Source organism: Desulfoluna spongiiphila, assembly GCF_900101345.1.
Classification (GTDB): Bacteria; Desulfobacterota; Desulfobacteria; order Desulfobacterales; family Desulfolunaceae; genus Desulfoluna; species Desulfoluna spongiiphila.
Window position 1 is genome coordinate 213,393 of record NZ_FMUX01000008.1, and the last position, 12,082, is coordinate 225,474.

Sequence of the window (12,082 nt, forward strand, 5' to 3'; positions counted from 1 at the left end):
CTGCAGTGGATCCATCAAAAATTTTTAAGTTTCGACAAAAGGACCTGCTGAAACTCCGCACGCTTTTCATCCCGGGGGATTTCCCGGGCAAGGGCGTCCACCAGCTCGGCCGCGCGTGTCAGGGGGATGCTCTCACGCTCAAGGGCCATCTCCTGAAGGAGATCCTCAAGGAGAATTTCCGCCATGGGCCCCATGGCCTTGGAGAGTTGATCCGCAAGAAAGGGGTAAAAATCACCCGAAAGGGTCGGCACCGAGGAGACCACCTCCTCAATGAGCCCCAGGTGATCCAGCCGGATCAGGACATCCCGGATATCGGAGAGGGTCAAGCCAAGCTCTCCGGCAAGTTCGGCGGTGTTTTTCTCGCCGTTGAGTTGCATCAGCAGGGTGAGCATGCGGCTGTCCAGCGACACCTCCCCCAAGTCATCTCGTACGGATCGCCGGTACACGGACGATGCGATGTTTCCTTTTAAACCCATGGCCACCTGCACTGCTCCTATTTCCGTTTCACCAACCGGGCAATCTCTTCTCGAACCACCTGACGAATGTATGTTTTCACGGCATCGGACAACCTTACCTCGGCGGTACCGGAGGAGGCTCCCTGGCCCGATGGTTTCGATGCGGCGTGCTGGGCAATCAGCCCTTTGAACCGCTTGAACTCACGGACATGCCCCGCAGCCGACCGGTTTTTTTCCTCTTCGGTCATGTCGGAGTCCACAGCCGCTTCAAAGCTGTCGAAAAGGGATTTCAAAAACGAAACGGTCTCGGGGTGGGCAGAGGCTTTTTTGGCCTTCAGGTAACGCCCGATGGTGTCGAGGAGCTTGATATAGATCGACAGAGCCTTGTCGCCGGCACACCGCCCACCGAGCTGTTTCAGCTCGCGCAGGTAGGCGTCGAGGTTTTTGTCCCCGATCTCCCACTCCATCTCAAGGATCACGGCCTTGAGGGTTTCAAGGGGATCACCGGGTGTCTCCGCACCAGGGGCCGGGCCGTCGTCGAACAGCTCGTTCAACCGGCTGTCCAGCTCTTCGTTCATGGATGAACCGTTCATCGTCATTGTTACTCATTCCCTCCGAGCTCAAGCTTTTCGCGAATGGACATCACCGTCATGGAGATGATGCGCTTCATGGTCACCGCCACGTTCTCGCCATTCACGGCACTTGCTGTGTAGTAGGGTGCTTTAAGGCTTGTGTTGAGATCTTTTTGCATGACCTCCACAGGCAGAACCGGGATCCCTTCTGTTTCCAGGTCCCGTTTGTTGTACTGCATCACCAGCGGGATGGTTTCGATGTTCTTGTTGAAGGAGACAAGGTTTTCCGCCAGGTTTTCCAGTGAGCGAATGTTCATCTCCTGCCTCAGCGTCATGGAGTCTGCAACAAACACAATCCCGTCCACCCCGCGCAACACGAGTTTCCGGGTGGCGTTGTACTTTACCTGCCCCGGAACCGTATAGAATTGCACCTTGATGGTGTACCCCTTGATCATCCCGATGTCAAAGGGCAGAAAATCAAAGAAAAGGGTGCGGTCGTTGTAGGTCTTCACCGTCACCATTTCACTTTTGATCCTGCTGCGGAATTTTTCGTTGATATACTCCAGATTTGTGGTCTTGCCCCCCCTGCCCGGACCATAATAGACAATCTTAACCTGGACTTCACGTTTTTTTGGATTTATCAGTGCCAAACCATTAACCTCTCTGATACATGATTGCCCGGATTCTAAAACATGCCAGCGGTCCCGACACTTTTAGAGCAGGAGGTCCCGGATCCTGTCGTTTGCCTCGTTGACTTTCAGGCGAAGAAACCCAAGGGACACGTCTTTTCCAAAAATGGTCAGGAGAAGCAAATCGGTTCCGATTTTGCTGAAATGAATGCTGTCGCTTTCCCCTTTGTGGAACAGCAGAGAAAACTCTTCTTCTCCGATGATATTGGCCATGGCACTGACCGCACCGAAATTGGCTGCCGCAAGGGCCGCAAGCGAATACACGTCGTGCTGGCACCGGCCGTTGTCCAGATTGACAATCACGTTTCCTGCCAGGTCGATAAGCACCACGCTCTGTACACCGAGCTCAATGAGCTCTTCGTTCAGAACATCTTCAATGGATTCGAGCTGTTTTTTACTGAAATCAAAAGGAAAATCCATATTGGCGAGTCCTTCGCTCCGTATCTGTTGATGGGTTTCATGCCTGGTGGCAGTGCGTCTGGAATGTCTACAGGCAGAGGTTTCTTCCGTCTATATCAACCGGTTACTCGAACAGACCAGAAAACATTGATCCTAAGTAATAACAGGCAGATCCTATAACCCTATAGCTCATCTACGTTGATTAATCAATTTAAAACAAATGACAAACAGCGGATCAATGGCTGATCCGCTGTTCATTTTTTATCGCATATTTCTGTTCGGAAGATCTTCGGGCAGAGGCCCAAAAGAGAACCGATCCGCCTCAGTCTCAAGGCATTTCGGTTCCTCTGCAGGCATACCGAACCGGGCATCCGAGGACTCCCCGGCAGGGGCGGTGGAAGGCATAATGGGTCGTATTTCGCTCATGGGGTCCTTTTCCCGATCAGGCCTTTCCCGTGAAGAGTTCGAGGGCTTCCAGGTATTTTGCAGATGTACGGGTAAGGACGTCCTGGGGGATGGAGGGACCCGGAGGGGTTTTGTCCCAGGTGAGGGTCTCCAGGTAATCCCGGACAAACTGCTTGTCGAAGCTCTCCTGGGTTCCCCCGGGCTTGTAGGTGGCCTTGGGCCAGAAGCGGGAAGAGTCCGGGGTCAGGACCTCGTCGATGAGGATCAGCTCGCCGTCGCAGATACCGAACTCAAACTTGGTATCCGCTATGATGATACCCTTTTCAGCCGCCACTTCCACGCCCTTGTTGTAGATGGCAAGGCTGATGTCCCTCACCTTTTCGGCCATGTCGGCGCCGATGATCTCCGCGGCCTCCTCAAAGGAGATGTTGATGTCGTGATCCCCCACATCCGCTTTGGTGGACGGTGTAAACAGGGGCTCGGCAAGGCGATCGGACTCCTTGAGGCCTTCGGGGAGGGGAATGCCGCAGACGGTGCCGTCTTTTTTGTATGACTTCCAGCCGGAGCCTGAAATATACCCCCGCACCACGCACTCCACCATGAGGGGTTTGGCTTTCCTGACGATCATGCTGCGCCCCCTGAGAGCGTCCGCATGGGGTTTCAGGATCTCAGGATACGCGTCCACATCCGCTGTGATCAGGTGGTTGTCGATGAGCGAACGCATCTGCTCATACCAGTAGAGTGAAATCTGGGTCAACACCCGCCCTTTCTCGGGGATGGGATCGGGCAGCACGACATCAAAGGCCGAGAGCCTGTCCGTTGTCACCATCAGCAGGGAGTCGCCAAGGTCATAGATATCCCGTACTTTCCCCTTCTGAACCAGTTGAACGCCTTCAAGATTGCTGGTGTACATACCATTACTCCATAAAGAAGATAAAATCGGTTTAAAAAAACAAGATGCCCTTTACAGGCCGGTATTTATTCCGCCTCACTGTATAACACTTATTCAATAACAGGTAAATCCAAAGGTTTCAGGGTACAGGTCAGCGTTCCGCCCACAAAAAAAGGCGCTGCGGCCCAAGACCGCCAGCGCCCTTCCCATGGATCATGGGGACACAGTCAAAAAACCTGCACGCGCACTGCATCCGGCGCTGTCCAGGACGGAGATCAAAGGCTTTAAACCTTCTGGAATCCCTCGATAAATTTCAACAGGACCTCATGGTCCTTTTCGCTGTGCTCCCCGAACCGGATGCCGGATTCGGATCGCCCGGTCTCACCTGTCCGGGTGTAGGCCACATCACCGGTCATTTCAACCACATCATCCCTGAACCCGATATCCAGCTGGACTCTGTGGCTGGGATCGATGGGAACATGGGTCTCCAGCAGGATCCCCCCTTCGCTGACATCCAGGGTCTTTCCCATGCCCTGCTGGACCACGGTGTTCTCCGCATTGACACAGGCGTAGGAAAGGAGATTGGTCGAGTTGAAACGTGCGTGCTTTCTTTTTTCCATGGGGCTGTCCTGACTGTTGATGCCGGACACTCTTCGTCAACAGGAGAAGGCCGGCAACCCCACCCCTGCGTCAACACCATATCGGTTGATGCCAGCGATTCCTTAAGAAAAAAGCATACGCAAACCGCAGCAAAGGACGCGTGACATCGTAGTTACAAAATATTCCGAGAGGCCAGGTCCGTGATGAGGGACACACAGACCGAGGTGTACTCGATCATATTCTTGATAAGGTTCGGCGCTTTATCGTATTCAGCCATCAGCACATCCGTATCCAGGATACTGAGCTTTAAATCAGGGGATGCGAACACCGAGGCCATCTCAGGTTCATGGACGTGCTTGAACATGGGAAGGCGGCCAATGAAATCCCCCGGCCCCATGGTGCCGAGAAACACCCTCTTCCCGCCGGTATCCTGAACGAGGTGGGCCTGCCCGGCCTCCACGGAAAACAACTTGGTGACGTGGTCTCCCTGGCGAATGACAGGCTTGACCTCCCGGGGCAGGTCCGAAACCGGAGCCCCGCTGTATTTAAGGGCCACGGCACGGTCTGAAATCATGGCAAGGCGATGTTCAAGCCCTCGAACCAGCTGCAAAAACGCGTCGGAAAGGCCGGCAAGGTCAGAGGTCAGGTGCCGGGTATCGATAACCCCCAGCAGAACCTCCCCTTCGGCAATGGCCGAGGCCGACCGGGGATGGTCGGGACGCGTCAGGGAGGAGAGGTTGCCCACAAAGGCACCGCTTCCCACCCGGGAGACCACCACATCGCCCTTGGGGGTGCTCTTCACGATCTTGACCACACCCTCCAGGACCACCCAGATCCAATTGCCGTGCCGCCCCTGCTCAATGATGCGGTCTCCGGCCCGAAAGGCCTCTTCATCGGCAAGGTACATGTAGTCGGAAAAGGCCGGGCCACGCACCACGGGTAGATGGATGCGGCCGGATTCATCCCGCATCTTGTCCCCGGTATACTGGACAGGCCCCACCTTTTCGATCTCGCCTTCATCCACCAGCTTCAAGGCATCCAGGATAATGGCCATGGCGGTTTTCTGGATCACCCGGTCGTGGGGAAACTCATCAAGGGAAAATTCAAACCCGCCCTCCCCCCATCCAAACAGGGTGTACAGGGCATCTTCCCCCTCCTTGCCGTTGCAGAACGCGTTGATGGGGTTGCCGTCAAGGACGTGAATCACACCGGGGGTTTCCACGTACCGGCTGGAGAGCTTCACAACACCGCTCTTGCCGTCGGCGTTGAGGAGCTGCAGCAGGTCCGCAAGGTCAATAAAATTCAAATCGCCTGTCAGTACAGGTTGTGTGCTCATCGTGCCCCGTATCGTCCTTCCATTCGGTTTACGGACAAAGAAACCGCACCAGGGGCGCGGTTTCCATCAACCATCCAGGCATGTCGCTCAAGGAATAAGGTCCCGGGCACAAGACGCGCCTCGTTCACCGCCCCCTACTTGGCCCACTGCAGCTCTTTGTGCAGGGAAATCAGGGTAAGCTTCAGGCACTCCTGCAGTGTTTTGCCCACACCGTTGCCCCGGGTGGCACTGGCTTCAAAGCTCTTGACCTTGAGCTGCCGGTTAAGGTCCCGCTCCATCTGCTCCACCGACATGATGGGCACCCCCTCGTCGGCAAGGTCCCGCTTGTTGTATTGAAGCACCAGGGGGATACGCGTAATGCTTTGCCCGTACTCCTTCAGGTTTTGCTGGAGGTCTTTGAGGGAGAGCATGTTTTTCTCACGCCGGACAGCCAGGGAGTCGGCCACGAAGACCACCCCGTCCAGCCCCTTGAGCACCAATTTACGGGTGGAGCTGTACTTCTGCTGCCCGGGGACGGTGAAAATCTGGACACGGACGTCGCATCCGTTGATTTTACCGAGCCCCATGGGAAGGAAATCGAAAAAAAGCGTGCTGTCCCCTTCGGTATCCACGGAGACCATTTCACCGGTCACCTGCTTTTTAAAGGCTTTGAATATGTATTCGAGGTTGGTTGTCTTTCCACACCTGCCGGGGCCGTAGTAGACAATTTTGCACTCAATCTCACGCTTCTGGATGTTAAATATGGCCATATGGTTCCCGCGTTGTGGCAAATGGGCGTGGCCCATTTCGTTGTACCGGTTGAAAACAAAAGAGTCTGCATCACCAGGCGACCGCTATGTGCGTGCCCGGCTGTGGTGCCCATGCAGTCGGCGGTTACATGCTGTTGATACGGATATCCAGGCTGAAATCCCCCTTTTTGGGACCGGAGAGAATCTCGGTGTTGGATTCCACCACCGCAGCACCTTTAAAAATCGCAATGGGGGAATAAAAATCAACATCGTGGATGGCTTGCCCTTTTTCCAAAAGCTCCAGAAGTGCCTTTTCTCCGCTTGCCACAATCAGGCTGAGCAGGCTCCCGGACTGAAAGCTGACATCCAGCTCCACGTGCTGCCCCTCCATGGGTCCCTTTTGAAAATTGATGCCGATGGAGGTGATGTCGATGATATCGTCGTCCACCGGGCCTGTAAAGTCCTCCTCGGCCGCAAGAGCCCCTTCGTCGGCTGCCATCATGGACTCGTCCCAGCGAATCCCTTTTTTCTCGAAGGCCGCCTGCATAAACTGCGTGATGGATGTATATTGCTCCGGGGTAAAAAAACCCTGGCCCCACCAAAGCTTTACCGTCTCCACAGCCTCTTCCGATTCGGACAGCTCAAGGTGGCATTTTACGGCGTTTTTTGCGGCAGAGGTACTGATCGCAGGGCGCCGCACCAGGCGGCGAAACTCTTCAAGGGCTTTTTTGTGCTGCCCGAATTTTGCAAGGGTGATGGCTTCGTTGATCTCTTTTTCATCGTCGCTCACCCCCTCCTCAGACGTGGTAAAAAGCCGCTTGATCAGGTCCTGGACCTTGCTTGACACCTCCGGGTTGACCCGGGACTGGTCCCACCTGGCAATGGCCTGATCCAGGCTTTCCCGTTTTTTTTCCACGGCTGCGATAAGGACGTCACGATTCTGGATGCGGGTCTGTTGTTGAAGAATGTCGATGACAAGGGTGTATTTTTTACGCGCTTCTCTCAAAAGGCGCTGGGACTTATAAAGCTCGGCCTCCTTGAGCAGTGATTTGACTCTCTCTTTGATATTCATTCAACGACCCCTGAAGGATAATAATGCTGTACCGCTAACTATGATACAGGTCGCATGTGAATACGTAAGTTCCATACATCGTGCCTTTTCCCCGAAGTTTCCTTTTTTTTGCGGCAGGGATGCCGCCGCACCGCATCATTAAGGAGTCGCCGGAACAGCCTGTTCGGTTGCGATGAACCAAAAAGCCAGCATGGGGTGCAGGTTATGCCCGGCCATGTGCGCTGACGAGGTGGCAAAACTCACGTTCTGAAACAGAAATATTATTTTTTCAGCGCATTATGTCAACACATAAATTATAAAACCCCTTGGTAGATGGCGAGTTTGAACGGACAGCACACATCGTGACGCCCCGTTGCGGCTCATCGCCATCGGCGAAATTTCAATTGAAAATCCGATGGCTATCCTTTATTTCAGTAAAGTGAAGCTGTTTTTCCGCAACTTTTTTATTATCTGCCTTACACAGGGAGGATGTCAAACACAAATGAGGGCCTCGCCCCATGGGCAGCCTTTTCCCTTGAGGTTGTGCGAAAAGGGTTTTTCACGTCCCCGGTTTCGTGGTAACGATGACAGCCGATCATCGGCACAGGCCATCGTGATCGGGTGAGTTTTCAATCCCGGCCATGACGCCGGGGCTCAGGCCGCCATGCCATGCATGGCGGCACACATGGCACAGGGTACGGCCCTTTCCGGCGGAGCCGGAGACGGCGACATCCCGCGGCCTGCTGCAACGGGCACGTTTTTATGCCCGAGCCCTTGCATATCCCATTAACCTGATGAAACGGGTCAACTGAATGGACAACATATCAATTATATCCGGCCGACTTGAACTGAAACCGGCCCAGGTCACCGAAACCCTGGCCCTTCTCGATCAGGGCGCCACCGTTCCCTTTATCGCCCGCTACAGGAAAGAGGCCACGGGCAGCCTCGATGAAGTGGCCGTGGCCGAAATACGAGACCTTTCGGCCCAGCTCAAAGAACTGGACGCACGCAAAGCGGCCATCCTTGCCTCCCTTGAAAAAAACGGGCACCTCACCGATGAGCTCGGAGACCGGGTCCGGTCCACGGACTCCCTGGCCGCCCTTGAAGATATCTATCTCCCCTATCGCCCCAAACGACGCACCAAGGGTCAGCAGGCCCGTGAAAAGGGACTGGAACCCCTTGCCGAGGCGGTGTTTGCCCAGACAGGCATGGACCCGGAGAGTCGCGCCGCAGACTTTGTGGATGAGGAAAAGGGGGTGGAAACCCCTGCCGACGCCCTGGCCGGAGCCATGGACATCATGGCCGAGTGGATCAACGAGCAGGAGACCGTTCGAAAGGCCCTGCGCGAGCTCTACGCAAAAAAAAGCACCATCGCCTGCCGCGTGGCCACGGGCATGGAAGAAAAAGGCGCCAAGTTCCGGGACTACTTTGACTGGACCGAACCTCTCCACGACGCCCCGTCCCATCGCATCCTCGCCGCCCGTCGCGGTGAACGCGAAGAGGTCCTCAACCTCACCATCCGCCCCACCGAAGAGGATGCCCTGCAGATCCTGCACACCCTCATCATCACGGGCGACGGCCCCGACTCCGCCCTGGTGCGAAAGGCCCTGGAGCAGAGCTATAAACGCCTGCTCTCACGCGCCATGGAGACCGAGGCGAGGCTTCTCTCCAAAGAACGCGCGGACCAGGAGGCCATCACGGTCTTTGCCGACAACCTGCGTGAACTTCTCCTCTCCCCTCCCATGGGCGCCCGAAGGGTCCTGGGCATCGACCCGGGATTTCGCACCGGCTGCAAAGTGGTGTGCCTGGACAGCCAGGGAAAGCTCCTCCACAACGACACCATCTACCCGAACATGGGGGAGCAAAAAGACCGGAAAGCCGCCGAAACAATCCGAGCCCTAGTCAAACGGTTCGACATGGAAGCCGTGGCCATCGGCAACGGCACCGCCGGACGGGAAACTGAACGGTTTGTCAAAGGGCTGGGCCTGCCCAAAGAGCTCATCATTACCCTGGTCAACGAGAGCGGTGCCTCCATCTATTCGGCCTCGGAAACCGCACGGCAGGAGTTTCCGGACCTGGACCTCACTGTCCGTGGTGCCGTCTCCATCGGCAGACGCCTCATGGACCCCCTGTCCGAACTGGTGAAGATCGACCCCAAATCCATCGGCGTGGGACAATACCAGCACGATGTGGACCAGACCGCCCTGAAAAAATCGTTGGACGACACGGTCATCAGCTGCGTCAACGGGGTGGGGGTGGACGTGAACCGCGCCAGTGCCGAGCTGCTCACCTACGTCTCGGGCCTTGGCCCCCAACTGGCCAGGAACATCGTGGGGTACCGGGATGAAAACGGCCCCTTTCAGAGCCGAAAGACCCTTCTCAAGGTGCCCCGTCTCGGTCCCAAAGCCTTTGAGCAGTGTGCCGGCTTTCTCCGCATCGTGGACGGTAAAAACCCCCTGGACGCAAGCGCGGTGCACCCGGAAAGCTACGGAATCGTGGATGCCATGGCAAAGGACCTCCACGCCGATGTGGCCTCCCTTATCGGACGCACCGACCTGAAACAGGCCCTGGACCTTTCCGTCTATACCACGGACACCGTGGGCCTCCCCACCCTCTCGGATATCTGCCATGAGCTGGCCAAGCCCGGTCGGGACCCCCGGGATGACTTCAAGCTCTTCAACTACCGGGAAGGCGTGGAGACCATGGATGACCTTGAAGAAGGCATGCGCCTTCCCGGCGTGGTGACCAACGTCACCGCCTTCGGTGCCTTTGTGGACATCGGCGTGCACCAGGACGGGCTTGTCCACATCAGTGAAATGTCGGACAAATTCGTCAAAAACCCCGCCGATGTGGTGAAGGTTCACCAGAAGGTCCAGGTAACGGTCATCGGCATCGACAAACCCCGCAAACGCATCTCCCTCTCCATGAAGAGCCGCACCGGGGAAGCCGGTACACCGGGCAACAGAGAGCGGGTCACCCCGCAGTCGCAGCCGAAACCGAAAGCAAAACGCCAGACCAAGCCCCAGAACCGCCGGGAAGAGAAAGGGCGTCCGTTCAACAACCCCTTTGCCGACCTGTTAAAAAAGTAACCACCCGCCGGACACCATGACCACACGGCCGCGCCGCCACAATGGCCGGCACACAGCGGGACTTTGATATGACCTCCGGCCCCTGGAGCTTCCAGAGGCCGGAACAGATGAAATGGAGTATGGAATGCGAGCAGTGGTTCAACGCGTCAGCGAAGGGTCGGTTCGAGTGGAAGGGGACGTAACGGGGGCCATCGAGACTGGACTGATGGTGCTTCTCGGAGTTGGCCGTGGAGACACGGACAAGGAAGCCCGCTACCTGGCCGACAAGATCTCCGGCTTGAGAATCTTTGAAGACGAGGCGGGCAAAATGAACCGCTCCCTGGAGGATGTGGGCGGTGCCATGCTGGTGGTCTCGCAGTTCACCCTCTACGGCGACTGCAGCAAGGGACGCCGCCCCTCCTTCATTGATGCCGCCCCGCCCCAGGAGGCAGACGAGCTCTACACGGCCTTCATTGAGGCGGTCCGGTTCAAAGGGATCCCCGTTGAGACCGGTCGCTTCCAGACGCACATGCAGGTCTCCCTCACCAACGACGGGCCCGTGACCCTCATCGTGGAAAGCAAGTAAAGGCAAACGCATGAAACGCCCCTTCCCCATCCTCATGGGACTTCTCTGCCTCCTCCTGCCGGGAATCGCCGGTGGGGAGGCCCTTCCGGCGGCCCTGGCCGCCGCCCTTCACCCCTCGGATGTCCTCCTGGTCACCGAAGAGCCACACCGGGTTGTCTATTCTCAACACCCCGACACCCTGTCCGTGCCCGCTTCCACCCTGAAGATCGCCACGGCCCTGCTGGCCTTTGAGACCCTGGGGGAGGCTTACCGGTTCCCGACGGATGCGGCTCTCACCGAGGACCGCATCCTCTACCTGAAAGGATACGGAGACCCCCTGCTCACCTCCGAAGTCATCGAGAAATATGCCGGTGTGGTGGCAAAAGAGCTGGGTGCATCGGGCATTGATTCGATCAGCGGCATCCGCGTGGATGACACCTACTTTGACCGCATCACCATCCCCGGGGTGATTTCCCGATCCCACCAGCCCTATGATGCCCCCAACGGGGCCCTGTGCGCCAATTTCAACACCGTCAACTACCGCCGGGCGAAAAACGGCGGGCTTATCAGCGCCGAGCCCCAGACCCCCCTGCTCCCCTTTGTGGCCAAGCGAATCCCCCCGAACGCACCGGGCGGACGCATCCGCCTCTCCCCTGCGGAAAGCCGACTCTACGCAGGTCACCTCTTCGGCTGGTTCCTGCAAAAACGCGGCATCAAAGTCACTGGCACCGTGGCGCCGCTCCCCGTACCCAAGGGCCCCTTTCTCTACACCCGGCGACTCCTCTCCCCCTGGACCCTGGCGGAAGCCGTTAACAAACTCATGGCCTTTTCCAACAACTTCATGGCCAACCAGATATTCCTGGCCTCCGGGGCCCACGCCGAAGGAACCCCTGCCACCCTTGAAAAAGGGCGCAGCGCTTTCTGTCATGTCATGACCCGCCTGATCACGCACTGCCCCGCCGTGGTGGAAGGCTCCGGCATATCCAGGCAGAACCAGCTAACGGCCCGCACCATGGATGCCCTTCTGGAGCAGTTTGCCCCGTATGCCCCCCTGCTCCACACAGAGGGCGGGGTCCGGTACAAGACCGGAACCCTCAACGGCGTCTCCACCCGGGCGGGGTACATCACCGCACCAACCGGCCGGGCATACCGGTTTGTCATCTTTACCCACCGGGCAAAGGGGAACGCCGGCCAGGTGCTGGATGCCCTGAAAGCCGACCTTTCCGCCCCGGTCACATCCAACTGAAAAAACCGGAAACACACAAAAAAAGGGCCCGCCGACGCGATGCGTCAACGGGCCCAATTTTTTTTCGCAAAGGAAC

At 57.0% G+C, this 12,082-nt stretch carries 12 protein-coding genes; 3 read left to right on the forward strand and 9 right to left on the reverse strand.

All coding sequences use genetic code 11. The features are described from left to right. Positions 1–14 precede the first annotated feature (14 nt). The 9 genes from BLQ12_RS12740 to BLQ12_RS12780 form a co-directional block, all read right to left on the reverse strand. Positions 15–476 carry a DUF8082 domain-containing protein gene (locus BLQ12_RS12740; RefSeq protein ID WP_139163962.1) on the reverse strand — a complete coding sequence of 154 codons (462 nt, stop codon included), beginning with the start codon at positions 474–476 and terminating at the stop codon, positions 15–17. 17 nt (positions 477–493) lie between these two features. Next, positions 494–1,054 carry a hypothetical protein gene (locus BLQ12_RS12745; protein ID WP_092211035.1) on the reverse strand — a complete coding sequence of 187 codons (561 nt, stop codon included), beginning with the start codon at positions 1,052–1,054 and terminating at the stop codon, positions 494–496. Positions 1,055–1,056: 2 nt separating this feature from the next. Next, positions 1,057–1,677: a GTP-binding protein gene (locus BLQ12_RS12750; RefSeq protein WP_092211036.1), complete on the reverse strand. Its 621-nt coding sequence runs from the start codon at positions 1,675–1,677 to the stop codon at positions 1,057–1,059. A 63-nt stretch (positions 1,678–1,740) separates the two neighbouring features. Further along, positions 1,741–2,136, reverse strand: a complete 396-nt coding sequence (locus BLQ12_RS12755; protein WP_092211037.1) for a roadblock/LC7 domain-containing protein — start codon at positions 2,134–2,136, stop codon at positions 1,741–1,743. Positions 2,137–2,557: 421 nt separating this feature from the next. Continuing rightward, entirely contained in the window at positions 2,558–3,433 is an 876-nt protein-coding gene (locus tag BLQ12_RS12760) for a phosphoribosylaminoimidazolesuccinocarboxamide synthase (RefSeq protein ID WP_092211038.1), read from the reverse strand. 263 nt (positions 3,434–3,696) lie between these two features. Then, positions 3,697–4,032, reverse strand: coding sequence for a PilZ domain-containing protein (locus BLQ12_RS12765; protein WP_092211039.1), 336 nt, complete (start codon positions 4,030–4,032; stop codon positions 3,697–3,699). Positions 4,033–4,184: 152 nt separating this feature from the next. Continuing rightward, positions 4,185–5,348: a cyclic nucleotide-binding domain-containing protein gene (locus BLQ12_RS12770; protein WP_092211040.1), complete on the reverse strand. Its 1,164-nt coding sequence runs from the start codon at positions 5,346–5,348 to the stop codon at positions 4,185–4,187. 134 nt (positions 5,349–5,482) lie between these two features. Beyond that, positions 5,483–6,097: a GTP-binding protein gene (locus tag BLQ12_RS12775; RefSeq protein ID WP_092211041.1), complete on the reverse strand. Its 615-nt coding sequence runs from the start codon at positions 6,095–6,097 to the stop codon at positions 5,483–5,485. 124 nt (positions 6,098–6,221) lie between these two features. After that, the gene (locus BLQ12_RS12780) at positions 6,222–7,148 is read right to left on the reverse strand and encodes a hypothetical protein (protein WP_092211042.1); all 927 of its coding nucleotides are present in this window, start codon (positions 7,146–7,148) and stop codon (positions 6,222–6,224) included. 791 nt (positions 7,149–7,939) lie between these two features. On the opposite strand from BLQ12_RS12780, the gene BLQ12_RS12785 reads away from it, so the two are divergent. The 3 genes from BLQ12_RS12785 to BLQ12_RS12795 all read left to right on the forward strand — a co-directional run bounded on the left by BLQ12_RS12785 (position 7,940) and on the right by BLQ12_RS12795 (position 12,006). After that, positions 7,940–10,216, forward strand: coding sequence for a Tex family protein (locus tag BLQ12_RS12785; protein ID WP_092211043.1), 2,277 nt, complete (start codon positions 7,940–7,942; stop codon positions 10,214–10,216). 124 nt (positions 10,217–10,340) lie between these two features. After that, the gene (dtd, locus tag BLQ12_RS12790) at positions 10,341–10,781 is read left to right on the forward strand and encodes a D-aminoacyl-tRNA deacylase (protein ID WP_092211044.1); all 441 of its coding nucleotides are present in this window, start codon (positions 10,341–10,343) and stop codon (positions 10,779–10,781) included. 10 nt (positions 10,782–10,791) lie between these two features. Further along, positions 10,792–12,006: a D-alanyl-D-alanine carboxypeptidase/D-alanyl-D-alanine-endopeptidase gene (locus BLQ12_RS12795; protein WP_092211045.1), complete on the forward strand. Its 1,215-nt coding sequence runs from the start codon at positions 10,792–10,794 to the stop codon at positions 12,004–12,006. The last annotated feature ends 76 nt before the right edge of the window (positions 12,007–12,082 follow it).

Bases quoted from the DNA above. Each gene is read 5' to 3' on its own strand.
- BLQ12_RS12740 (WP_139163962.1), bottom strand. From the start codon at position 476: ATGGGTTTAAAAGGAAACATCGCATCGTCCGTGTACCGGCGATCCGTA.
- BLQ12_RS12745 (WP_092211035.1), bottom strand. From the start codon at position 1,054: ATGACGATGAACGGTTCATCCATGAACGAAGAGCTGGACAGCCGGTTG.
- BLQ12_RS12755 (WP_092211037.1), bottom strand. From the start codon at position 2,136: ATGGATTTTCCTTTTGATTTCAGTAAAAAACAGCTCGAATCCATTGAA.
- BLQ12_RS12760 (WP_092211038.1), bottom strand. From the start codon at position 3,433: ATGTACACCAGCAATCTTGAAGGCGTTCAACTGGTTCAGAAGGGGAAA.
- BLQ12_RS12765 (WP_092211039.1), bottom strand. From the start codon at position 4,032: ATGGAAAAAAGAAAGCACGCACGTTTCAACTCGACCAATCTCCTTTCC.
- BLQ12_RS12770 (WP_092211040.1), bottom strand. From the start codon at position 5,348: ATGAGCACACAACCTGTACTGACAGGCGATTTGAATTTTATTGACCTT.
- BLQ12_RS12775 (WP_092211041.1), bottom strand. From the start codon at position 6,097: ATGGCCATATTTAACATCCAGAAGCGTGAGATTGAGTGCAAAATTGTC.
- BLQ12_RS12780 (WP_092211042.1), bottom strand. From the start codon at position 7,148: ATGAATATCAAAGAGAGAGTCAAATCACTGCTCAAGGAGGCCGAGCTT.
- BLQ12_RS12785 (WP_092211043.1), top strand. From the start codon at position 7,940: ATGGACAACATATCAATTATATCCGGCCGACTTGAACTGAAACCGGCC.
- dtd (WP_092211044.1), top strand. From the start codon at position 10,341: ATGCGAGCAGTGGTTCAACGCGTCAGCGAAGGGTCGGTTCGAGTGGAA.
- BLQ12_RS12795 (WP_092211045.1), top strand. From the start codon at position 10,792: ATGAAACGCCCCTTCCCCATCCTCATGGGACTTCTCTGCCTCCTCCTG.